Origin of the sequence: Amycolatopsis acidiphila (assembly GCF_021391495.1) — a bacterium.
In the GTDB taxonomy this organism is placed as follows: Bacteria; Actinomycetota; Actinomycetes; order Mycobacteriales; family Pseudonocardiaceae; genus Amycolatopsis_E; species Amycolatopsis_E acidiphila.
On record NZ_CP090063.1, the window covers coordinates 2,016,494 to 2,038,304 of the forward strand.

A 21,811-nucleotide genomic window follows, 5' to 3' on the forward strand; every position below is an offset into this window, starting at 1 on the left:
CGCCGGGACGGCCGTGCTGCGATGGCGGGCGGAGGTGCGAGATGCCGGTTTCGGAACACGGGTGCCGCAGGGTGATCGTGGCGATCACGGGTGCGAGCGGCGCCTGTTACGGGGTGCGGGTCCTGGAGTTGCTGCGGGCCGCGCCCGACGTCGAGGTGCACCTGGTGGTGACCAAGGCCGGCATGATGACGCTGCACCACGAGTGCGGGCTGGCCCCGCGTGACCTCGACGAGCTGGCCGCGGTGCACCACCGGCCGGGGGAGATCGGGGCGAGCATCGCGTCCGGCTCGTTCCCGGCGGAGGCGATGATCGTCGCGCCCTGCTCGATCAAGACGCTGTCCGCGATCGCGCACAGCTACACCGACGACCTGGTGAGCCGGGCGGCCGACGTGACCCTCAAGGAGGGGCGGCCACTGCTGCTGCTGGTCCGCGAGACCCCGCTGCACCTGGGGCACCTGCGCGCGATGACGGCGGCGGCCGAAGCGGGCGCGATCATCGCCCCGCCGGTGCCCGCGTTCTATCCTCTACCCGCGACGGTGGCCGAGATCGTCGACCACACCGCACGCCGGGCGCTGGCCCGGGTCGGACTGCGTGACCTCGCACCCGAAGCGTGGGACGGTGACGTCAGTGGCCGTGTCGCCGAGCGGGCGGGGTAGCGCGCTGGAAGGGACACGGGTGCTGGAGATACGGCGGCTGCAGATCTTCGCGGCGGTGGCGGAACGGGGTTCCTTCACCGCGGCGGCGGAGGCGCTGTACATGACGCACTCGGCGGTCTCCCAGCAGATGGCGCTGCTGGAACGGCAGCTCGGCGTGCCGCTGGTGATCCGCGGGCCGCGCGGGGTGGAGCTGACCGAGTCCGGCCGGCTGCTCGCCGAGCGCAGCACCGGGCTGCTGGGCACCATCGCGAGCATCGAGCAGGAGCTGCAGGACCTGAAGGCCCGGCACGCGAGCGTCCGGCTCGGCGCGTTCCCCACGGCCGGTGCCGACCTGATCCCGCGCGTGCTGAGCGAGTACCAGAAGCGCTACCCGGAGACGAAGGTCGTGCTGCGCTCGGCGCACGCCGCAGACATGCCGGCCGTGCTGCGGGAGGGCGCGATCCACCTGGGCCTGGTCTGGGACTACGACTTCCTGCCGCGCACCGTGCCGCCGGACATCGAGTGGGTGCACCTGGTCGACGACCCGCTGTTCGTGCTGGTGCCCGCGGACCACCCGCTCGCCGGGGAGTCCGAAGTGGACCTGCTGGAGTTCGCGGGGGAGAACTGGGTGGTCCGCGGCCACAGCCCGCCGTACGACGAGGCGTTCACCACGATGTGCCGGGTCGCGGGGTTCGAACCGCAGATCGGGTTCGTCACCGAGGACTACCTCTCGGCGCAGGGCCTGGTCGCCGCGGGGATCGGGGTGAGCGCCGCGCCGCGGCTCGCACTGGTCGCGCAGCGGCCGGACGTGGTCGCGGTGCCGATCGCGGGCCAGGCACCGCACCGGCGCATCGCGGCCGTGCGGCTGCGGGCGGCGACCCAGCACGAGGCGGCCGAGCAGATGCTCGACGTGCTGCGGAAGGCGGCGACCGGGTGAACCCCGACGGAGGCTTCGAACTGCTGCGGACGATCCTGCGCGCCGGGCGGTCGGAAAGCTCACTGGTGGACCGCATCGCCGAGGACATCGCGGTGCAGATCATCGACGGCACGCTCCCGCCGGGTGCCGACGTCAACTCGGTCGAACTGGCCAAAAGGTACTCGAGCAGCCGGACTCCGGTGCGCGAAGCGCTGCTGACGCTGCAGCGCGAGGGCCTGGTCGACATCCCGGCGCGGCGGCGACCACGGGTGGCACGGGTGACGCTCGCGCAGGCGCGGGAGATGTACGAGGTGCGGGCGAGCCTGCACGGGCTGGTCAGCGAGCTGGTCGTGCGCAGCGCCGACGACGAGTCGCTGAAGGTGCTCTACGAATGGCACGAACGGCTGCGGAGCGCGGCCGCGGGCGGCGACGTCGACGCCTACTTCTGGCACAACGTCGCGTTCCGCCAGGCCGAGGCGGACGTGGCCGGGAACCACCAGCTCGCGCGGATGCTCACCTCGCTCGGCCTGCGGACCCTGCAGCTGCGGCATGTCAGCCTGTCGCTGCCGGGGCGGTTGGACCGGTCGGTGAGCGACCACGAGCGCCTGCTGCAGGCCTACTCGGACCGCGATGTCGACCTCGCGGTGGCGATCACGAAGTCGATCATCATGGCCGGCCTGCGGGCGATCGAGTCCTCCCACTGGGCGGACTGAGCCCCCCGGCCGCCGTGCTGGCGAGAATCCGTCGGTATCTGGCATTCCGGCCACTTCTCGCCACCGCGGGCGGGGCCTAACTTCGGGCCATGATCGTTCTCACTGCCGTGCTCATCGGCGGTCTCTACGTCCTGCTGAACTCCCTCATCCCCGAACGGCATCGCCGGCGGCTCAACGCGATCATGGTCGCCGGCGCCGGCGCGGCCTACCTCAGCGGCGGTGGCCTGGGCGGCTGGGAGTTCGCGTTCACGGTGGTGATGACCTACCTCGCCTACCGTGGCCTGGACTCCTGGACCTTCATCGGCCTCGCCTGGCTGCTGCACGCCGCGTGGGACGTCGTGCACCAGCTGAAGGGGCATCCGATCATCCCGTTCGCCACGCACTCCTCGCTCGGCTGCGCGATCTGCGATCCGGTGATCGCCATCTGGTGCTTCAGCGGCGGCGGCTCGATCGTGCGGCGGAGAGCACAGGTGGCCTAGGGAGCGGTCCGGCGGAAGGCGGCCCGGTAGCCGTGCGGGCTGGTGCCGACGACCCGTTTGAAGCGCTCGCGGAAGGCCGTCACCGAGCCGAACCCGACCTCCGTCGCGACGAGGTCCACCGGCCGGTCCGTCGTTTCGAGGAGGTACTGCGCCTGGCGGACGCGGGCACGCAGCAGCCACTGCAGCGGGGTGCTGCCCGTCTGCTCCCGGAACCGGCGGTTGAGGGTGCGGGTGCTCATGCCGGCGTACGCGGCGACGTCCTCGAGCGTCAGCTCCTTCGCGCGGTTGTCCTCCAGCCAGCTCAGCACGGGTTCGAGCGCCGAACCGCGCGGCACCGGTGGCTGGTCGTGCACGATGAACTGGGCCTGCCCGCCTTCGCGTTCCAGCGGCATGACCGACAGCCGGGCGGCGTCGGCGGCCACCGCGGAGCCGTGGTCGCGCCGGATCAGGTGCAGGCACAGGTCGAGCCCCGCCGCCGCGCCGGCGGAGGTGAGGAACTGGCCGTTGTCGACGTAGAGCACGTCCGGGTCCACCTCGATCGCGGGATGACGCGCGGCGAGCGCGGCCGCGCCGGCCCAGTGCGTCGTCGCGCGGCGGCCGTCGAGCAGCCCGGTGGCGGCGAGGACGAACGCGCCCGAGCAGATGGACGCGAGCCGGGCACCGCGGGCGGCGGCGTCGCGCAGGGCGTCGAGCACTTCCCGCGGGACCTCGGTCAGCTCGGCACAGCCGGGCAGGATGATCGTGTCCGCGCCGGACAGCCCGTCGAGCCCCCACGGCACCTGCAGGGTGAACGCGCCCGCGTCGACGGACGGCGCGGCACCGCACACCCGGAGGCGGTAGGCGGGGCGGCCGTCCGGCAGCCGGGTGCGGGTGAACACCTCGATCGGGGTGGCGAGGTCGAACGGGACGACCTTGTCCAGCGCGAGGACGGCCACGGTGTGCATGGGCCACACGGTAGAAGACCGCGCGGGAACCCTGTCGCGTGCCGGGGCGCAAGCGGCGCCGGACCCCGCCGGCGACGACCTACGTCGACGAGTTCACAGCGTCAACCTGAACCGCGGCATCGCCTACGTGACCCGCCCCGACGACTCGATCGCCCGGTAGCCGCGCATCACCAGCGACCGGCTGACCGCGGCGGCGAGCCCGGCGTCGCGGTCGGCGTAGGCGCGCACGAGCCGCTCGTGGTCGGCCAGCGAATGCAGCAGCCGTCCCGGCAGCGACAGGCTCAGGTGCCGGAACCGGTGCATCTGCAGCCCCAGCGAGCTCAGCCGTCGTTGCAGCTCGCCGTTCTTCGCCAGGCTCGCCTCGTGGTTGCGGAACCCGACGTTGTGCCAGAAGTAGGCGTCCACCTCGCCGTCGCGCGCGTCCTGCTCCAGCAGCTTCTGCCACGCCGCGAGTCCGGCGATCTCCTCGTCGGACGCCCGCTCCACCACCAGCTCGCTCACCAGCGCGTACAGGCTCGCGCGGATCTCGTAGATCTCCCGGACCTGCGAGAGCGCGACGGGCGAGACGTACGGGCGGCGCCGCGGCGGCACGACGACCAGGTCCTCGCGCTCCAACAGCAGCAGCGCCTCCCGCACGGGTGTCCGGCTGGTGCTGAACCGCCGGGCCAGTTCGGCCGAGTTGACCTCGTGACCCGGCGGCAGCCGTCCCTCCACGATGCTCACCGCGAGCTCCTGGAACATCGTGAACGCCAGCGACGAACTGCCCTCGACCCCGCGCAGCGCGGAGAACAGCAGCTCCTGCCGCAGCCGAAGCAGGTCGTCGCCGACCACTAGCCGGACACCTCGGGCCAGCGGCGGCTCACCGCCGCGACGAGCTCCTCGCTGGACTCGGCCACCTCGGGGAAGTCGCCGAGCATCTCGAACGGGCGGCACGCGTCGATCACCGCGCGGCTGTTGAACGCGAGCGCGCCGGGCAGGGTCAGCGGGTCCACCCGGCTGCCCCAGGTCCGCTTCATCACCTCGATGTCGACCTGCGGGTCGCAGCGGCCGCACATCGCCCACATGACCTCACCGAGGTCGCGCGGGTTGACGTCGCTGTCGACGACCACCGTGAACCGGTTCATGTACGCCGAGTTCGGGAACTGCGCGGCCAGGTACGCGGCCTGCCGCGCGTGCCCGGGGTAGCGCTGCTCGATCGAGACGATCAGCAGCGACCGGCCCCCGCCCGCCTCATGCGCCCACACCCCGCGCAGCCCGGGCAGCCCCGCCTTGCGCAGGCCGTCGGTGATGATCGCGGACTTCATCACCGTGCGCATGTAGGAGTAGTCGTGCGGCGGCTTGCCGGGCGGCGCGCCGAGCAGGATCGGGTTCTCGCGGTAGTACACCCGCTCGATGTCGATCGTCAGGATCGGCTCCCGGGACCCGGAGTAGTAGCCGGTCCATTCGCCGAACGGGCCCTCGGGCCGCACGTTGTCCGGCCGCACCCAGCCCTCGATCGCCAGTTCCGCGTCGTGCGGCAGGGGCAGGCCGGTGACCTGCCCCGCGACGGTGCGTACCGGCTCGCCGAGGATCGCGCCGACGTAGTCGTACTCGGACACGTCACCGGGCACCTCGATGCCCGCGGCGACGAGGAACGCCGGATGGTGCCCGAGCGACGCCGCGATGGGCGCGCGGCCCTCGGCCTCGAACCAGCGGCGCAGGTGCTGCGCGCCCTGCTTGCCTGCCTCGATGTTCACGCTCGCCGACGCGCCGTCGTCCTGGACCTGCATCCGGTACGCGCCGAGGTTGATCCGCCCGGTGTCGTAGTCCCGGGTGACGACGGCACAGCCGGTGCCGATGTAGCGCCCGCCGTCGCCCTCGTGCCAGCGCGGCACCGGGAAGTCGAGCAGGTTCACGTCCGGCTTGCTGACCACAGTGGACAGTAGCGGCCCGTCGGGCACCTCCTGCGCCCGGAACTCGGCGGCTCTGGACACCCACTCGCCGGGCTTGACGGCCAGCGCCTCCATCAGCGTGTCGTCGGTGCAGTCCCAGCCGAGGCCGAGCACCGAGCCCAGCAGCCGCGGGTTGCTCACGCTGCCGCTGAGCACCCGCAGCCCGCGCTGGTAGTCCTTGATCGAGTCGAACAGCAGGGCCTTCGGCACCGGGCGCCGGTAGTTGACCTGTGAGAGCGCGCCCACCTCCAGGTCCCAGGAGGCCCCTTCGACCGGTTGCAGCTCACCGGCCTCCGACGCCTGTCCGAGCCATTCGCGCAGGTCCGTTCCGGTCACGACGCCCCCGCCAGGGTGTTGTCGATGTACTTCGAGACGTCGGCGGGCGGGGTGCTCTTCGCGTTCTGCGCCGCCTCGTCGAACGCCTGCTTGATGAGCCTGCCGTCCACCACCGGGGTCTGCGCCCACACCTTGAGGAAGAAGTCGTAGGCGTACTTGGCGAGGTCGTCGGAGTTCACGCCGGTGTACTTCTTGATCGCGGTCTCGGTCTCGGTCTCGTGGCCGCGCAGGTACTGCAGCGACTCCGCTTCGGCCGCGTAGAACTTCTGCAGCACCTCACGGTTGTTCTGCAGGTACTTCGTCTGCACGGTGTACGAGCCGAGTGGGAAGTCCAGATTGGACAGATCGGCCAGTCGGACCGCGCCCTTCTCGCGGCTCTCGGTGCCGTTCGGCGGCTGGGTGAGGATCGCCGACACCGCACCGCTTTCCAGCGCCGAGACCTCGGCGGTCACGCTCTTGACGAACACCGCGGTGACGTCGGAGCGCTTCATGCCGTTCGCCTCGAGCAGGTCGGTCAGCCCGAAGTCGCTCTGCGAGCCGGGCGAGGTGATCGCGACCTTCTTGCCCTTGAGGTCCTTGACGGACTTGTTCTCCGGGCTCGCCCACATCTCGAGGTTGTAGTGCGGCTCGGACATCGCGACGTAGCGCAGGTCCGCGCCCTTCATGATCGCCGCCGCGGTGTCCTGCGCGACGCCGACGCCGATCTGCACGCTGTTGCTGGCCAGGCCCGCGACGAGCTGCGAGCTGTCGTTGAGCCGGACCAGCTCGACCTTGAGGCCGTGCTTGGCGAAGATTCCCTGGTCCGCGGCGACGTACAGGTCGGAGTAGCCCGCGCCGGGCGCGGTGTAGCCGATCTTGACCGGCAACAGGCCGCTGGAGTCGGCGGCGACCTTGCCGCCTGCTCCGCCGCCACACGCCGTCAGCGCGAGAGCGAGTCCCGCGGCCAGCGCCGTTGCCGCTGTTTTCTTCAGGTTCATTGCGCACCTGCCCAGTGGGTGAAGCGCCGCTCGATCAGCCGCACGCCCCAGTTGAGCAGCAGTGCGACGGCGGCGAGGATGACGATCCCGGCCATGGCCGAGTCCATGTCGAAGTTCGACGTCTTGGTCTGCACGAAATAGCCGAGGCCCTGGCTGGCCAGGAACAGCTCGGCGACGATGGCACCGACGAGCGCGCGCCCGACGGCCAGGCGGATGCCGGCGAGGATGTACGGCAGTGTCGCCGGCAGCGCGACGGTGTAGAAGAACTTGAGCCGCGGCGTGCAGAACACCGTGGCCACGCGGGTGTAGTCGCTGTCGAGGTTCCGCACGCCCGCGGTGATGTTGATGATCAGCGGCAGGATGCCGGCCCAGACGATCACGAGCACCCGCGAGGTGTTGTTGATGCCGAACCAGAAGATGATGATCGGCAGGAACATCACGTAGGGCACCGAGTAGAGCACGTTGACGATCGGCTCGGTCATGTCGTGCAGAATCTTGCTGCGGCCCAGGACCAGGCCGATCGGGATGCCGGCGACGAACGTGATGATCAGGCCCAGCAACAGCTCGTAGCCGGTGGCGCCGAGCGCGGGGAAGATCTCGCCCGAGCCGAACAGCTTGACCTCGGCGTCGGCGATGCGCAGCGGGTTGCTGCTGAAGGTCACGTCGACCAGGCCGGTGGCCGAGCAGATCTGCCAGAGGATCAGCACGACGACCACCCCGGCGACGCCGAGGAGCGGGCTACTGTGCCGGCGCGCCCAGCCGGGCAGCATCGAGCGGGTCTGCGGCAGTGGCGGGTTCACCGTCCGCGGTGCTGACGTCGTCGTCATCGTTCCTCGCAGTGTCTCGGGAAGGGTGGAGGGCGTCGAGGATCTGGTCGCCGTAGGCCAGGAACTCGGCACTGCGGCGCCAGGCCGCTTCGCGCGGGCGGGGGGCGTCGATGGTGATCTCGAGCGCGATACGTGCTGGGGAGGGGGAGAAGACGAGCACGCGGTCGGCCAGCAGGACGGCCTCGTTCACGTCGTGGGTCACGAACAGCGCGGTCTTGCCGTTGCCGACGCCGTCGGCCTGCCAGATCCGCAGCAGCTCCTCCTGCAGGTTCTCGCGGGTCTGCGCGTCGAGTGCGCCGAAGGGCTCGTCGAGCAGGAGCAGTGCGGGGTCGGTGGCCAGCGCGCGGGCGAGGTTGACCCGCTGGCGCATGCCGCCGGACAGCTCGTGCGGGTACTTGTCCGCCACGTGCGCCAGCCCCGCCATGTCGAGCAGTTCCTTGGCCCGCTCGCGGGCGGTAGCGTCCAGGCGCCCCTGGACCTGCGGCCCGAACTGGACGTTCGCGAGCACGGTGCGCCACGGGAAGAGCGAGGCATGCTGGAAGACCAGCGACCTTTCGGGCCCGGGGCCGTCGATCGGGCGGCCGTGCAGCTCCAGCGCACCGTCCGCGACGGGCACCAGTCCGGCGACCGCTTCGAGGAAGGTCGTCTTGCCACAGCCACTGGGTCCGACGATGACGACGAACTCGTGCTCGGCGATGCTGATGTCGAGGTTGTCGCAGGCGAGGGTGAACCCTCCGCCGCGGCGGGCCCGGTGGCCCAGCCTCAGCTGGCGCGCTTCCAGGCAGATGTCAGGTGAAGGCATCGGCGGCTCCCTAACCGGTCGACCAAGGTGTCGACACTTCGCGGGGAAGTCTGTTCTCGGGGCGGGGCCGATGTCAAGGGAAGTGGGGGATCGGGGTGGGCGATGCGGGTAAGTGTCGACACTCGATGTCGGTTTTGGGCTGGGGGTTTTGCTGGAGGTGGGGTGGCGGCGGGTGCGTTGGTGGTGGCGGGACGGGATGCTTTTGGTGATGGGCGGGGTCGTAGCTACCTGCTGGGGCAGATCTGCAGGGCATCCACCACGGAAGGCGAACCCGGCAACGGCAGCCCGTCTGCCGAACCCGGACCGGCATTGCGCGGCCACCTGCCCAACAGAAACCCGCCACCCTCACCACCCGCCCCCAGGCGAACCCGGCAACGGCAGCCCGTCTGCCGAACCCGGACCGGCATTGCGCGGCCACCTGCCCAACAGAAACCCGCCACCCTCACCACCCGCCCCCAGGCGAACCCGGCAACGGCAGCCAAGATGGCCGCGCCCAGCCGCCCCCTTACCCCGATCCCCGCGTCCTTCAGCGGTCGGCACGCCGGGTCAAGGCATCTTTCCCGCCTTGACGCGGTGTGGCGACCGTTGAACGATGAAAGATCGGGGTGGGGCGGCCCACCCCGCGCTCCGCGCGAGGTCTACCCGGAACCCCGCGCTGCGCGCGGAGGAAAAGATCAAGAGAGTCCTCGCCGGACGGGCAGGCTCAAAGCTGAGCCAGGAAAAGCCCCCTACGTCACCTTCTCGAGGTGGTCGAGTTGGGTGGCCATCCCGTCGCCTGCGGTCTGTGCATATCACTTTGCGCCAGACCCGCAAGCTTGTGTTGTCGGCTGCCCGCAAGCAGGAGGGTTGCGGGCCTGGCTCAAAGTGATGCCGCGAGTTCAGGCGACGGGATGACCACCCAACCCTGGGGCGACCCTCGCCATCCGCCACAACCCCGGACAGTCCGAAATGCCCTGTGCCGACCCAAATGGGCCCTTGACAATCCCACCTGCCGGGAAGACCCTGCTATGAAGCCCAATTCTAGAGGACAGTTCTAAAAGCGGTCGCGCCGCCAGAAGGGTCAGAGCGATGAGGCTCTCCTACGTTCGCGAACTCGACGAGTATCCGACCGGGCTCCGCCGGATGCGCATTCTCACGATGGCCGTCCTGGCCATCCTGATCGGGTCCTACGAGGCGCAGATCGCGCCCGTCGTCCCGTTGCTGCTCAAGGATCTGCACATGTCCCTGGCCACGTACGGCACCGTCTCGGCCGTGGCGACCATCGCGGGCGCACTGGCCTCCGCGGCAGGCGGCCGGCTGACCGACCACTACGGCCGGGTCCGCCTGCTCGTGCCGTTGATGCTGCTCACCGGCGTGCTGTGCTTCATCATGACGCTCGTGCACAGCCCCGGCCAGCTGCTGCTCGCCAGGATCGCACTATCCATTGTGGACGGTATGGCGATGGCGGGCACCGCCCCGCTGGTCCGCGACTTCTCGCCCCGGATGGGCCGGGCGCAGAGCTTCGGCTTCTGGACCTGGGGCCCCGTCGGCGCGAACTTCCTCGCCGCGGCCGTCGCCGGGCTCACGCTGCCCCTCTTCGACGACTCCTGGCGCTCCCAGTTCGTCATCATGGGAGTATTTTCACTCGTCATCTCCGTCGTGATCATCTTCAACATCGCCGACCTCTCGCCGGAGCTGCGCGACCGCATCCGCCAGACCGAGCACCACGAGGGCGTGGAGGCCGCCATGGCCCGCCCGCCACGGCTGCGGAACCTGCTGGCACACCGGCACATCTGGGCGCACGTCGTGGGCATCTCGCTCTGGCTGGTGCTGTACATGACCCTGACGCTCTACGGCCAGACCATGATCAGCCAGGCCTTCCACCTGAGTGCGTCCAAGGCCTCCACCATCATGTCCGTGTTCTGGGTGCTGAACCTGGTCACCCTGATCGTGATCGGCCGCGTCTCCGACCGGCTGCAGCTGCGCAAGCCGATCTCCGTCGCGGGCACGATCGCGGCCCTGATCATCGCGGGCTACCTGGTGACCCTCGTCAGCCGGGGCACCGCGGGCACCGTGCACCTGATGATCACCGGCGCCCTGCTCGGCGGCGCGCTGGGTGTGGCCTACGGCCCGTGGATGGCGAACTACTCCGAGGACGCCGAGGACGTCGACCCCCGCCTGCAGGGCACCGCGTGGGGCATCTACGGCTTCCTCGCCAAGGCCGTCGCCGTGGTCGCGCTGTTCGTGATCCCGCGGGTGGTCGAGGCGGGCGGCTGGGGCACCTGGCTGATGGTCGCGACCGTCTGCCTCGCCCTGTTCATCCCGGCGGCGCTGATGTTCCACGGCCGCTGGCGGCGCCCCGCCGTCAAGCCGAGCGTGCCGAGCACCGCGGCGGCGAGAACCTAACCCGCCGCCTGTTCAGCCGCCCGCGGCCGCCGCGGTGGCCTGACCCCCGGGTTGGCCACCGCGGCTGTCGCGCTGTAACCGACCGGGCCGAGCCGGTCGTACACCGTGCAGAGCCCGACCGCCACGCCCTCGTCGCTGGTGTGCCCGCCCGACTGCAGCCCGATGTGCTCGCCGACCGGCGGCCGGCTCAGGTACAGCGTGTAGTCGGCGTTGATGAACTCCAGGTCCCCGTCGCTGCCGTGGGCCAGCGGGCTCGCCATGTCGGCGGCCAGCGCCGCCCGCACGAACGGCGAAAGCTCCTCGCCGTCGACCAGGGCGATCGGCTCACGCAACCAGATCCGCCGTGTGTCGCCTTCGTTGAACCGCCAGCGTTGCGGCATCGAACCCGGCTTCGCGGGGGGCAGGGTGAGCGGGTCCGGCGCGTCCCAGTCCGGCGTGGCCGGTACGCGCCCCGGCGGCTGCTCGCCCGCGCGCAGCTGTACCGCGGTGGCCCTGGCGATGAGCCCGATCGCCGAGCTCGCCGTGGCCTCGGCGACCCGGATCCGGTGCCCGTCGCGGATCCGGACGGTGGTGACCTCGACGGGTTCGAGCGGTGCGCTGCGGAACAGGTCCACCGTCAGCCGCCCGAACCGCAGGCCCGGCGCGCCGTGCTCGGCCTCCAGGGTGCGGGCGAGCAGGCCGCCGAGCAGCCTGCCGTGCAGCATCGTCGGCGCCCACCAGCTCCGGGCGTGCGGCGCCGGCGCGAACCGGCCGCCGGAGGGGGTGAAGTAGGCCGGTGACGCCAAGGCGCTGGTCCTTCCGGGGGCGGGGACGTCCTATTCGGACTCGGGGCGGTGCACGGGGTCGAGCCTGCGGATCAGCGTCTCGGCCGCGTCGGCGATCGTGTTCGCCTTGCGCTTGGTCGGGCAGTTCGCGATCTCGCGGCCCGCCTCGCCGATGATCGTGGTGATCACCGAGACCGTCAACCTGTCCACCGGGTCCGAGCCCGCGCCCAGCAGCACGGCGTTCTGCCGGACCCACTCGCGGTTGCGGGTGCGGCGCATCAGCTCGAACCCGGGCGGACCGTCCCCGTCGAGGAACACCCGGACCAGGTCACGGCGCTGCCAGGACCCTTCGAGGAACGCGCGGGCGCCGACGATGAGCAGGTCGAGCGCGTCCTCCACACCCTCGGCGCGGGCCTTGGCCACGGACGCCGTCGCGTGGTGCTCGTGGCTGGCCTGGTGGTCCTCCCACAGTGCCAGGTACAGCTCGGTCTTACCGCCGAAGTGGTGGTAGAGGCTGCCGACGCTGGAGTCGGCCCGCTTGACCACCTCCGCGACGCTCGCCTCGGCGAAGCCGCGCTCGCTGAACACCTCGCGGGCGGCGTTCAGCAGCACCCGGCGGGTCTCCGTGGTGCGGCTCCACTGCCAGGCGTTCCCGGTGCTCGTCGTTCCCGTCTTGCGTGCCATTGCCCGCTCCGTTCGGTCCGTCGAACCCGATTCTACTAATCCGACCGAAAGCAGGCGGACACGGTCCGCAGCCGACCTGCTCGTGGCAACCCGTTTCCGCCGTGGCTGCCCGTCGGATCAGTAACGAACGGCACGGTAGAACGCCCGTCGCCCGGAAGCGCTCTTGACACCGATCACGGACCGGCGCAGGCTGAATGAATTACTAGAGTCGTGTTCTAAAAAGTGCGCCAACGGCGGTGCGAAGGCGGGCAGGGATGACGAACTTCTCGGTCAGCGCAAGGGAAAGCACGAGCTCACTGCGGGCGTTGTTCAACCCCGGTTCGATCGCGCTGGTGGGTGCGACCGACAAGTCCGGCTGGTCCCGCAACACCTTCGACAACCTGCAGGCCCACGGTTTCACCGGGCCCGTGCACCTGGTCAACCCGCGCACCGAGATCGTGCACGGCCGGCGGGCGCACCGGAGCCTGAGCGAGATCGGGCAGCCCGTCGACCTCGCCTACGTCATGGTCCCCACGCCGGTCGTGCTGCCGGTGCTGCGGGAGGGCGCGCGGCTGGGCATCCGCAGCTACGTCGTGCTCACCGCCGGTTTCGGCGAGACCGGGGCCGAGGGCCGGCTGCGCGAGCAGGAGGTGCTGGACTTCGCGCGCGAGAACGAGCTGACCGTGCTGGGGCCCAACGGGAACGGCTACATCAACGCCGCCGCGCGGATCACCCCGTACGGGCTGCCGATCCTGAGCGCACCCGCCCGCGGCTCGGTCGGCGTCGTGCTGCAGAGCGGCGCGCTGGCCAGCTCGATCCTCGCCTTCGCGCAGGCGCGCAACGTCGGGATCAGCCTGCTCACCGCGATGGGCAACGAGGCGATGATCTCGGTCACCGACGTCATGGAGTACCTGATCGACGACCCGGCGACCAAGGTCATCGCGTTGTTCCTGGAGTCGGTCCGCCGTCCCGGCGAGTTCGCGGCGGCGGCCCGCCGTGCCGCCGCGGCGGGCAAACCTGTCGTCGCGCTCAAGATCGGCGCCAGCCAACTCGCGTCGCGCACCGCGCAGGCGCACACCGGCGCGCTGGTCGGCGACGACAGCGTGATCGACGCCGCGTTCCGGCAGCTGGGCGTGATCCGCGTGCGGTCGCTGGAGGATCTGATCATCACCTCCGGCCTGCTCGCCGGCACCCCGCCCCTGCCGGGGCGCCGGGTCGGCGTCGTGACCCCCTCCGGTGGCGCGTCGGAGATCATCGCCGACCGGGCCGAGCAGGAGGGACTGGTCCTGCCGGAGTACGCGCCGGAGACGGTGGCGCGGCTGAAGGAGATCCTGCCGGAGTTCGCGACCGTGCAGAACCCGCTCGACGTGACCGGCTACGTGGTGGTAGACCGGACGCTGCTGAGCCGCGCGCTCGCGATCGTGGCCGAGGACCCCGGGATCGACGAGGTCATGCTGCTGTCCGACCTGCCGCGCGGCGTGCCGGCCGATCCGGAGCTGGCGCTGTCGGTGTACCACACGAGCAGCCGGCTGATCCAGGAGTCGCCGCGCCCGGTCGTGGTCGTGAGCAACGTGCTGGTCGACGTCAGCGACTTCGGCCGGAAGGTGCAGGAGGAGACCGGATACCCCTACGTCGCGGGTGGGATCGAACACGGCGTCGGCGCGCTGGGCGCGGCCGTGCGCTGGGCCGAACAGGCCCGCGAGGTTTCCTCCCGGGCGCCGGCACCGGTCACCGCGGTGCCCGAGCTGCCGGCCGGGCCCACCGGCACGTGGGTCGAGCACGAGGCGGCGGCTTTCCTGGCGCGTAACGGGATTCCCGTGGTGCCCGCCGAGCTCGCCGACGACGAGGACACCGCGGTCGAGGCCGCGGACCGGTTCGGCTATCCGGTGGTGCTCAAGGCCGTCGCCGACGGTCTTGGCCACAAGAGCGACATCGGCGGCGTCCGGCTCGGCCTGGCGAGCGAGCAGGACGTGCGGCAGGCGCACCGTGAGATCACCGCGTCGTTGCGGGCGATGGACGCGAAGGGGATCGGCACCCTCGTCCAGCCGCAGCGCTCGGGCGGGGTGGAGCTGCTCGTCGGCGTGGTGCGCGACGCGGCGTGGGGGCCGGTGCTGGCGGTCGGGCTCGGTGGCATCTGGGTGGAAGTGCTGCGGGACGCGGCACAACGACTGCTGCCCGTTAGCACCGCCGATGTCCGGTCAGCGCTCGGAGAATTGCGTGGTGCGGTCGTTTTGCGCGGGTCCAGAGGGCACGAACCGGCCGATTTGGACAGTGTCGCCGAGGTCGTCGCGCGGGTGGGCGAGCTTGCCCTCGCGCTGGGTGATCAGCTGGAATCGTTGGAGATCAACCCGTTGCTGGTGCGGGGTTCGCGGGTGGAGGCGTTGGACGCGCTCATCACGTGGCGCTGAGGGAAAGGATGGCGAGTGGGCGGGGCGGACGTTCGGGGGGAGAGGTACAAATGGGTGGCGCTGACCAACACGACGATCGGCGTCCTGCTCGCCACGATCGACTCGTCGATCATGCTGATCGCGATGCCGGACATCTTCCGCGGCATCCAGCTCGATCCGCTGTTGCCGGAGAACAGCTTCTACCTGCTGTGGATGATCCTCGGCTACCTGGTCACCAGCAGCGTGCTGGTGGTGAGCGTCGGGCGGCTGGGTGACCTGTTCGGCCGGGTGCGGATGTACAACCTCGGGTTCGTCATCTACACCTTCGCCTCGCTCATGCTCACCATCGACTGGATGACCGGGCACGCGGGCGCGATCTGGCTGCTGCTGTGGCGGATCGTGCAGGGCGTGGGCGGGGCGTTCCTGGTCGGCAACTCCGGCGCGATCCTCACCGACGCGTTCCCGCCGCGGCAGCGCGGGCTCGCCCTCGGCATCAACAACGTCGCCGGCATCAGCGGCACGTTCATCGGGCTGGTGCTGGGCGGCCTGCTCGCGCCGATCAACTGGCGGCTGGTGTTCCTGATCTCCGTGCCGTGCGGGGTGTTCGGCGCGGTGTGGGCCTACCGGCGGCTGCACGACCTGTCGAAGCGCTCGGGCGAACCGATCGACTGGCTGGGCAACGTCACCTTCGCGGTCGGGCTGATCCTGGTGATGATCGGGATCACGCACGGGATCCAGCCGCACGGCGGGCACACGATGGGCTGGACGAGCCCGGTCGTCGTCGGCTGCCTCGCCGTGGGCGTGGCGCTGCTGGTGGCGTTCGGCGTGATCGAGACGCGGGTGCGGTTCCCGATGTTCCGGCTGCCGTTGTTCAAGATCCGGGCGTTCACGTTCGGCACGCTCTCGACCTTCCTGTCCGCGCTCGGCCGCGGTGGGCTGATGTTCATGCTGATCATCTGGTTGCAGGGGATCTGGCTGCCGCTGCACGGCTACAGCTTCGAGTCGACGCCGTTGTGGGCCGGGATCCACATGCTGCCGCTGACGGTCGGCTTCCTCGCGGCGGGCCCGGTTTCGGGATACCTGTCGGACCGGTTCGGCGCACGGCCGTTCGCGACCGCGGGCATGCTCGCCGCGGCGATGACGTTCGTGTTGCTGGAGCTGTTGCCGATCGACTTCCCGTATCCGGCCTTCGCGGCGATCCTGCTGCTGAACGGGCTCGCGATGGGGTGTTTCGCGTCGCCGAACCGGGCGGCGGTGATGAACAGCCTGCCGGTGAGCCACCGCGGCGCCGGGGGCGGGATGAACTCGACCTTCCAGAACTCGGCGCAGGTGTTCTCGATCGGCATCTTCTTCTCGTTGATGATCACCGGCCTGGCGGCGAGCCTGCCCTCGACGCTGACGAGTGGCCTGGAGGCGCACCACGTCCCGCCCGCGGCGGCCGCGGCGGTGGCGGGCAGCCCGCCGGTCTCGGTGCTGTTCGCGGCCTTCCTCGGCTACAACCCGATGCAGCACCTGTTGGGGAACAACGTGATCGCGCAGCTGCCACCCGCCGATGCGGCCGCGCTGACGGGGCATTCGTTCTTCCCGAACCTCATCGCGGGCCCGTTCCAGGCGGGGCTGCACATCGCGTTCGGCTTCGCCATCGCGGCGTGCCTGATCGCGGCGGGCGCGAGCGCCTTCCGGGGAAGCCGTTATGTGGCAGCGGAACTGGAGACGCCGGTGCCGTCCCACGAGAAGGCTTCCTGACGGGCAGGACGGGCCTCGCACTCAGAACCTCGGCGCGTGGGGCCGGTACTCGCCGTGCACGACGGCCGAGTGGAGCGCTTCCAGGAAGTCCCGCGGGCCGTCGAAGTCGGGCATCTCCAGGTAGGCCGCGCCGATGCCCGCCGGGTCGTGGGCGTCGGAGCCGGCGGTGCCCGGCAGGCCGAACTCCCGCGCCGTCGCCAGTGCCGCGGCGTTGACCGACTGGTCGGCGATCTTCGCGTTGAAGACCTCCACCGCGTCGATCAACCCCGCCTCGCACAGCGACGGCAGCTCCGCGCCCACGCCCCCGCGCAACGGGTCGTACGGGTGCGGCGCGCACACGATCCCGCCCTGCTCCCGGATGCGCGCCACGACCTCGTCCGCGGGCAGCACGTACGGCACGCGCTCCCGCAGGAACAACCCGATCAGCTCGCCCGACCGCGTCCGGATCTCCTCGCCGACCACGACCCGCGCGCCGATGAGCCGCGACAGGTCGTAGCCGGCGATGTGGTTGTGCTCCGTCACGCACACCACGTCCAGGCCGCACGCGGCGACCCGGTCCGCGAGCTGGTCGACCGTCGTCACCGCGTCGCCGGACTCGACGGTGTGCAGGTGGGTGTCGACCCGGATCATGGCTTGCGGTTGCCCAGCACCAGCGTGCCCGCGGCCATGAACATCCCGCCGTTGCCCAGCGCCACGCTCACCTCGACGCCCGGCACCTGCGCCGCCGCCTCGCCGCGCAGCTGCCGCACCGACTCCTGGATCAGGAACATCCCGTACATCCCGGTGTGCGTGTAGGACAGCCCGCCGCCGTTGGTGTTCACCGGCAGCGACCCGCCCGGCGACGTGTGCCCCTCCGCGATGAACGGCCCCGCCTCGCCCCGCCCGACGAAGCCCATGTCCTCCAGGCCGTAGATCGGCACGTGCGCGAACGCGTCGTAGATCATCACGTGGTCCACGTCGCCGACCCCGATCCTCGCCTCGGCGAACGCGTCGCGGCTCGACCGGCAGAAGGCCGCGGACGTGGTGAAGTCCGCCATCTGCGAGATCAGCGGCGACTCGAAAGTCTCCCCGGTGCCCAGGATGTGCACCGGCGGCTTGCGCAGGTCGGCCGCGCGCTCGTCGGAGGTGACGATGAGCGCGCCGCCGCCGTCGGTGACCAGGCAGCACTCCAGCAGGTGGAACGGATAGGAGATCATCCGCGAGTCGAGCACGTCCTCGACCGTGATCGGCTTCCGGTACATCGCCCGCGGGTTGCGTGCGGCCCACTTGCGCTGCGCGACGGCCACGGACGCGAGCTGCTCGGGGGTCAGCCCGAACTCCTTCATGTACCGCAGCAACGGGATCGTGAACATCGTCGGCGGCCCGAACACCCCGTACGGCGCCTCGAACTGCGCGTTCGGGCTCGACGCCGGCATCGAGCCGCGCGCCGAGCCGACGCGCGACCGGCCCGACTCGCCGTGCGTGATCAGGATCGTGTCGGCGTGCCCGGCCTGGATCGCGGCGACCGCGTGCCGGACGTGCAGCAGGAACGACGTGCCCCCGACCCCGGTCCCGTCGATCCAGCGGGGCTGGATGCCCAGCGCGTGCGCCACCTGGATCGGGCCCGGCGAGGACACCGAGGCGATCCCGTCGATGTCCGACAGCTTCAGGCCGGCGTCGGCGAGCGCGTTACGGGCGCCCTCGACGTGCAGGCGCAGGGTCGAATGGCCTGGCAGCACACCGATCTCGTCGGTCTCCGCGGCTCCGGCGATGGCTGCCATCAGTGGCCTCCGGCGGGGGTGAACTGCGGGATCGTGACGTCGCCGCGCTGCTCGAAGGTGACTTCGAGGTCCATGTCGAGCACCAGGTTGTCCGGGGTGTTCTCGATGCCGACGATGTTCGTCATCATCCGCGGGCCCTCGGCCAGCTGCACCACGGCGATCGCGTACGGCGCGTCCTGCTCGAAGCCCGGCGCCGGCCGGTGGCTGATCGTGTAAGAGTACAGCGTCGCGCGGCCGCTCGCGGTGAACCACTCCACCGCGCCCGAGGCGCAGAACGGGCAGCTCGGGCGCGGGTAGAAGAACGGCTCGCCGCAGTCGGCGCAGCGCTGGATGCGCAGCTCGCCTGCCGCGGCGCCGTCGAAGAACGGCCTGGTCTCCGGCGTGGGCGCGGGAACGGGTTTGCCCATCGGTCGCACTCCTTCAGTTCAGGGCGAGTTCGGCGAGGATCTCCTGCGAGTAGGCGACCCGGCCGCTGGGCGCGCCTGGCCGGCACAGCGCGAGCGCCGCGGCCGCCATCACCGACGGTGGTTCCGCCTTCGGGTCGTCCTCGGTGGTCAGGTGGTGGAACACGGTGCCGGGCGTCGGGACGACCTTGCTCGGCGACAACGCGTTGACGGTGATCCCGTCGGTGTGGAGCTCGGCGGCCAGCCCGGTGCTGAACCGCTCGAGTGCCGCCTTGCACATCCCGTACACGGTGCCGCCACGCCGCCCGGAGTCCGGGGCCGGATGGCGCGCCGCGCGGGAGGAGATGTTGAGGATCCAGCCCGCGCCGCGCATTCCCGGCGCGAACAGCTGTGCCAGGTGCACGGGCGCGGTCACCTGTACCTCGAACATCAGCGCGAACCGGCGGGCGGAGAACTCCTCGATGGGCGTGAAGTAGGTGACGGCCGCGTTGTTGACCAGGATGTCGACCGGGCCGGCCTCGTGCGCCAACCGCTGTCGATCGTCCCCTTTGGACAGATCGGCCGCGATCGCCGTCGCCTTGCCGCCGGCCGCGGTGATCCGCTGGACCGTGTCCGAGATCGTGCCGGGCAGGCGGCTCTGCTCCGGTGTCACCGTCCGCGCGGTGACCACGACGCGGGCGCCCTCGGCGGCGAACAGCTCCGCGATCGCCGCCCCGATGCCCCGGCTCGCGCCGGTGACCAGCGCGACCTTTCCCTCCAGCGCGGCCATGTCAGCGGCCCAGCAGGGGACCGAAGGACGACTCGATCTGGGTGGCGAGCGAGTCGGGGTCCCACGGGGCCGTCCCGACGATGCGGCTGACCGGCTCCGGGTTGTTGTACAGCGCGATCTGGTAGCCCGCCGAATGCAGGATGCGGCCGTTGATCCAGCCCGAGCCGGTGCCGGCGAGGTAGGCCACGACGGGCGCGACGTTGTCGGGGGAGCGCTCGTCGGTCTGCGGGCTCTTGCGCCGATCGCCGGGGATCGACGCGGTCATCCGGGTCGCGGCGCCCGGCGAGATGGCGTTGACCGTGACGCCGTACTTGGCCAGCGAGTTCGCGCTGGAGTAGGTCAGCCCGACGATGCCCATCTTCGCCGCCGCGTAGTTGGGCTGCCCGGGCGCGCCGTGCAGGCCGGAGACCGAGGTGAAGTTGATGATCCGGTTCTGCGCGCCCTCGTCCCGCAGCGAGCGCCAGTGCGCGGCGGCGAACTTCGTGGTGTTGAAGGTGCCCTTGAGGTGCACCCGGATCACGTCGTCCCACTCGCGCTCGGCCATGTTGAACACCATCCGGTCGCGCAGGATGCCCGCCACGTTCACCACCACGTCGAGCCGCCCGAACTGGCCGATCGCGGTCGCCACCAGCTCTTCGGCGGCGGCGTGGTCGGAGACGTCGGAGAAGTTCGCGATCGCCTTGCCGCCCGCCTCCGCGATCTCGGCGACCACCCCGGCGGCCGGCCCGTCGTCGATTCCCGAGCCGTCCAGCTGTGCGCCGAGGTCGTTCACCACGACCTGTGCGCCCTCGCCCGCCAGCAGGCGCGCGACCGAGGCTCCGATGCCGCGGCCCGCGCCCGTCACGATCGCGACCCGCCCGTCAAGTCGACCCATGATGACCGCCCTTCGTCGCAGGGTTTCACCGGTCCGACCAAAAGCAGGCAGACCCCGAGCCGCGCGTAACCGTTGCTGCGCAAGCCGGATAGCCGTGACTGTGGTCGGACTGGTGACAACGCCACAATAGAACTTGCTTCTGAAATCAGCTTCGGCTGCCGAGCGTGGCCGTGTCAAGGCGGACGGGGTATTGACACCGGTACCGGGCGGGGGTCTGATGTAAGAATCAGATTCTAGTATTGAGGTCAACGCGATCGTCGCAGCGGAGCGAGGAGCACGCGCCATGGAACTCGACCTGGGCCCCGAGATCGACGCGTTCCGCGCCGATCTGCGCTCGTGGATCGCCGCACACGCCCCGGACGGGCTGTCCGGCCTGGTCAGCTGGGAGGCGGCGCTGATCACCGGCGGCCGCCGGACCCCCGGCCTCGACGAGGCGCTCGCCGACCCCCGGTACCGGGAGTGGGAGCGGGAACTGCTCGAGGCGAAGCTCGTCTGCCCGCAGTGGCCCGCCGAGTACGGCGGCCAGGACATGGACGCCGTGCGCGTCGCGGTGCTCAACGAGGAGTTCGCGCGCTCCGGCGTCCCGCGCGTGGTGCGGGGGATGGGGGAGACGCTCGTCGGCCCCGCGATCCTCGTGCACGCCACGCCCGAGCAGAAGGCGGCGTTCCTGCCGCGGATCGTCTCCGGCGAGGACGTCTACTGCCAGGGCTTCTCCGAGCCGGGGCACGGCTCCGACCTCGCCGCCGTGCAGACCCGCGGCGTGGTCGACGGGGACGACATCGTGCTCACCGGGCAGAAGGTGTGGACGTCCGGCGCCGCGCGCGCGAACAAGATGTTCGTGCTGTGCCGCACCGACCCCGAGGCGCCCAAGCACCGCGGCCTGTCCTATGTGCTGGTGCCCTTCACCGGGCCCGAGGTGCAGTACCGGCCGATCCGGCAGATGTCCGGCGCCGCCGAGTTCTGCGAGGACTTCCTCGACGGCGTGCGGGCCCCGCTGTTCAACGTCGTCGGCGGGCTCAACAACGGCTGGCGCGTGGCGATGACCACCCTCGGGCACGAGCGCGGCGGCCGCGCGACCGTGCAGCACCTGCGTTTCGAGCGCGAGTTCTGGGCGCTGGTCGAGACCGCCCGCAAGTACGGCAGACACGAGGACCCGCTGATCCGCCAGCAGCTCGCGTGGGCCTACACGCAGGTGCAGCTGATGCGCTTCAGCGGGCTGCGCACGCTCGCGCAGGTCGCCCAGGGCACGCAGCCTGGCCCCGAGGCGTCGGTCAACAAGCTCTTCTGGAGCGAGTACCACAAGCGCCTCGGCGAGCTCGCGATGAACATCGTCGGCACGCACGGGCTGGTCCGCCCGGAGGGTGAGGACTACCCGACCAGCCAGTGGCAGAACACGTTCTTGGCAAGCCGGGCGGGCACCATCTACTCCGGCACGAGCGAGATCCAGCGCAACATCATCGCCGAGCGGGCGCTCGGCCTGCCCAGATGACCCGGGAGAG

The 21,811-nt window shown here is 70.8% G+C and carries 21 protein-coding genes; 8 read left to right on the forward strand and 13 right to left on the reverse strand.

Features of this window, described 5'->3' with window-relative positions:
- The first annotated feature begins 41 nt into the window (after nt 1-41).
- The 4 genes from LWP59_RS09905 (at nt 42) to LWP59_RS09920 (ending at nt 2,743) form a co-directional block, all read left to right on the forward strand.
- Nucleotides 42-656: a UbiX family flavin prenyltransferase gene (locus LWP59_RS09905; protein ID WP_144641944.1), complete on the forward strand. Its 615-nt coding sequence runs from the start codon at nt 42-44 to the stop codon at nt 654-656.
- Nucleotides 619-1,572 carry a LysR family transcriptional regulator gene (locus tag LWP59_RS09910; RefSeq protein ID WP_191334780.1) on the forward strand — a complete coding sequence of 318 codons (954 nt, stop codon included), beginning with the start codon at nt 619-621 and terminating at the stop codon, nt 1,570-1,572. The genes LWP59_RS09905 and LWP59_RS09910 overlap by 38 nt, the downstream gene beginning before the upstream one ends.
- The gene (locus LWP59_RS09915; RefSeq protein ID WP_222425625.1) at nt 1,569-2,264 is read left to right on the forward strand and encodes a GntR family transcriptional regulator; all 696 of its coding nucleotides are present in this window, start codon (nt 1,569-1,571) and stop codon (nt 2,262-2,264) included. The genes LWP59_RS09910 and LWP59_RS09915 overlap by 4 nt, the downstream gene beginning before the upstream one ends.
- An 89-nt stretch (nt 2,265-2,353) precedes the next feature.
- Nucleotides 2,354-2,743 carry a DUF6010 family protein gene (locus LWP59_RS09920; protein WP_144641942.1) on the forward strand — a complete coding sequence of 130 codons (390 nt, stop codon included), beginning with the start codon at nt 2,354-2,356 and terminating at the stop codon, nt 2,741-2,743.
- Here LWP59_RS09920 and LWP59_RS09925 read toward each other — a convergent pair.
- The 6 genes from LWP59_RS09925 to LWP59_RS09950 form a co-directional block, all read right to left on the reverse strand.
- Nucleotides 2,740-3,687 (reverse strand): GlxA family transcriptional regulator, encoded by a 948-nt coding sequence (locus LWP59_RS09925; protein ID WP_144641941.1) that lies wholly within the window; start codon nt 3,685-3,687, stop codon nt 2,740-2,742. The genes LWP59_RS09920 and LWP59_RS09925 overlap by 4 nt on opposite strands.
- A gap of 123 nt (nt 3,688-3,810) precedes the next feature.
- Nucleotides 3,811-4,518: a GntR family transcriptional regulator gene (locus tag LWP59_RS09930; RefSeq protein ID WP_144641940.1), complete on the reverse strand. Its 708-nt coding sequence runs from the start codon at nt 4,516-4,518 to the stop codon at nt 3,811-3,813.
- Nucleotides 4,518-5,954, reverse strand: a complete 1,437-nt coding sequence (locus tag LWP59_RS09935; protein ID WP_144641939.1) for a UbiD family decarboxylase — start codon at nt 5,952-5,954, stop codon at nt 4,518-4,520. Before LWP59_RS09935 ends, LWP59_RS09930 begins: the two co-directional genes overlap by 1 nt.
- Nucleotides 5,951-6,931, reverse strand: coding sequence for an ABC transporter substrate-binding protein (locus LWP59_RS09940; RefSeq protein WP_144641938.1), 981 nt, complete (start codon nt 6,929-6,931; stop codon nt 5,951-5,953). The genes LWP59_RS09935 and LWP59_RS09940 overlap by 4 nt, the downstream gene beginning before the upstream one ends.
- The gene (locus LWP59_RS09945; RefSeq protein ID WP_144641937.1) at nt 6,928-7,758 is read right to left on the reverse strand and encodes an ABC transporter permease; all 831 of its coding nucleotides are present in this window, start codon (nt 7,756-7,758) and stop codon (nt 6,928-6,930) included. Before LWP59_RS09945 ends, LWP59_RS09940 begins: the two co-directional genes overlap by 4 nt.
- Nucleotides 7,670-8,560 (reverse strand): ABC transporter ATP-binding protein, encoded by an 891-nt coding sequence (locus LWP59_RS09950; RefSeq protein ID WP_144641936.1) that lies wholly within the window; start codon nt 8,558-8,560, stop codon nt 7,670-7,672. Before LWP59_RS09950 ends, LWP59_RS09945 begins: the two co-directional genes overlap by 89 nt.
- 1,068 nt (nt 8,561-9,628) lie before the next feature.
- Here LWP59_RS09950 and LWP59_RS09955 point away from each other — a divergent pair.
- The gene (locus LWP59_RS09955; RefSeq protein WP_144643072.1) at nt 9,629-10,945 is read left to right on the forward strand and encodes an MFS transporter; all 1,317 of its coding nucleotides are present in this window, start codon (nt 9,629-9,631) and stop codon (nt 10,943-10,945) included.
- Here LWP59_RS09955 and LWP59_RS09960 read toward each other — a convergent pair.
- Together LWP59_RS09960 and LWP59_RS09965 are read right to left on the reverse strand one after the other, a co-directional pair.
- A complete protein-coding gene (locus LWP59_RS09960) occupies nt 10,942-11,730 on the reverse strand; it encodes an acyl-CoA thioesterase domain-containing protein (protein ID WP_229857270.1) in 789 nt (262 codons plus the stop codon). The two genes, LWP59_RS09955 and LWP59_RS09960, sit on opposite strands and share 4 nt — an antisense overlap.
- 30 nt (nt 11,731-11,760) lie before the next feature.
- Entirely contained in the window at nt 11,761-12,393 is a 633-nt protein-coding gene (locus tag LWP59_RS09965; protein ID WP_144643073.1) for a TetR/AcrR family transcriptional regulator, read from the reverse strand.
- A 254-nt stretch (nt 12,394-12,647) separates the two neighbouring features.
- Here LWP59_RS09965 and LWP59_RS09970 point away from each other — a divergent pair, with 254 nt between their 5' ends.
- Both LWP59_RS09970 and LWP59_RS09975 read left to right on the forward strand, forming a co-directional pair.
- On the forward strand, nt 12,648-14,780 hold the full coding sequence (locus tag LWP59_RS09970; RefSeq protein WP_144643074.1) for an acetate--CoA ligase family protein: 2,133 nt from the start codon (nt 12,648-12,650) through the stop codon (nt 14,778-14,780).
- A 54-nt stretch (nt 14,781-14,834) separates the two neighbouring features.
- Nucleotides 14,835-16,505 carry an MFS transporter gene (locus tag LWP59_RS09975; protein WP_233459068.1) on the forward strand — a complete coding sequence of 557 codons (1,671 nt, stop codon included), beginning with the start codon at nt 14,835-14,837 and terminating at the stop codon, nt 16,503-16,505.
- Between the two features lie 21 nt (nt 16,506-16,526).
- Here the strand turns inward: LWP59_RS09975 and LWP59_RS09980 are convergent, their stop codons facing one another.
- Genes LWP59_RS09980 through LWP59_RS10000 form a run of 5 tightly spaced genes read right to left on the reverse strand, consistent with a single transcriptional unit; the run spans nt 16,527 to nt 20,312 of the window.
- Nucleotides 16,527-17,135: a PHP-associated domain-containing protein gene (locus LWP59_RS09980; protein ID WP_144643076.1), complete on the reverse strand. Its 609-nt coding sequence runs from the start codon at nt 17,133-17,135 to the stop codon at nt 16,527-16,529.
- Nucleotides 17,132-18,265, reverse strand: coding sequence for a thiolase C-terminal domain-containing protein (locus LWP59_RS09985; RefSeq protein WP_144643077.1), 1,134 nt, complete (start codon nt 18,263-18,265; stop codon nt 17,132-17,134). The genes LWP59_RS09980 and LWP59_RS09985 overlap by 4 nt, the downstream gene beginning before the upstream one ends.
- Entirely contained in the window at nt 18,265-18,672 is a 408-nt protein-coding gene (locus LWP59_RS09990; protein ID WP_144643078.1) for a Zn-ribbon domain-containing OB-fold protein, read from the reverse strand. The genes LWP59_RS09985 and LWP59_RS09990 overlap by 1 nt, the downstream gene beginning before the upstream one ends.
- 13 nt (nt 18,673-18,685) lie before the next feature.
- The gene (locus LWP59_RS09995) at nt 18,686-19,438 is read right to left on the reverse strand and encodes an SDR family NAD(P)-dependent oxidoreductase (RefSeq protein ID WP_144643079.1); all 753 of its coding nucleotides are present in this window, start codon (nt 19,436-19,438) and stop codon (nt 18,686-18,688) included.
- 1 nt (nt 19,439) lies between these two features.
- Complete coding sequence (locus LWP59_RS10000; protein WP_144643080.1) at nt 19,440-20,312, reverse strand: SDR family NAD(P)-dependent oxidoreductase; 873 nt, start codon at nt 20,310-20,312, stop codon at nt 19,440-19,442.
- A gap of 283 nt (nt 20,313-20,595) precedes the next feature.
- Here LWP59_RS10000 and LWP59_RS10005 point away from each other — a divergent pair, with 283 nt between their 5' ends.
- Nucleotides 20,596-21,801, forward strand: coding sequence for an acyl-CoA dehydrogenase family protein (locus LWP59_RS10005; protein WP_144643081.1), 1,206 nt, complete (start codon nt 20,596-20,598; stop codon nt 21,799-21,801).
- The last annotated feature ends 10 nt before the right edge of the window (nt 21,802-21,811 follow it).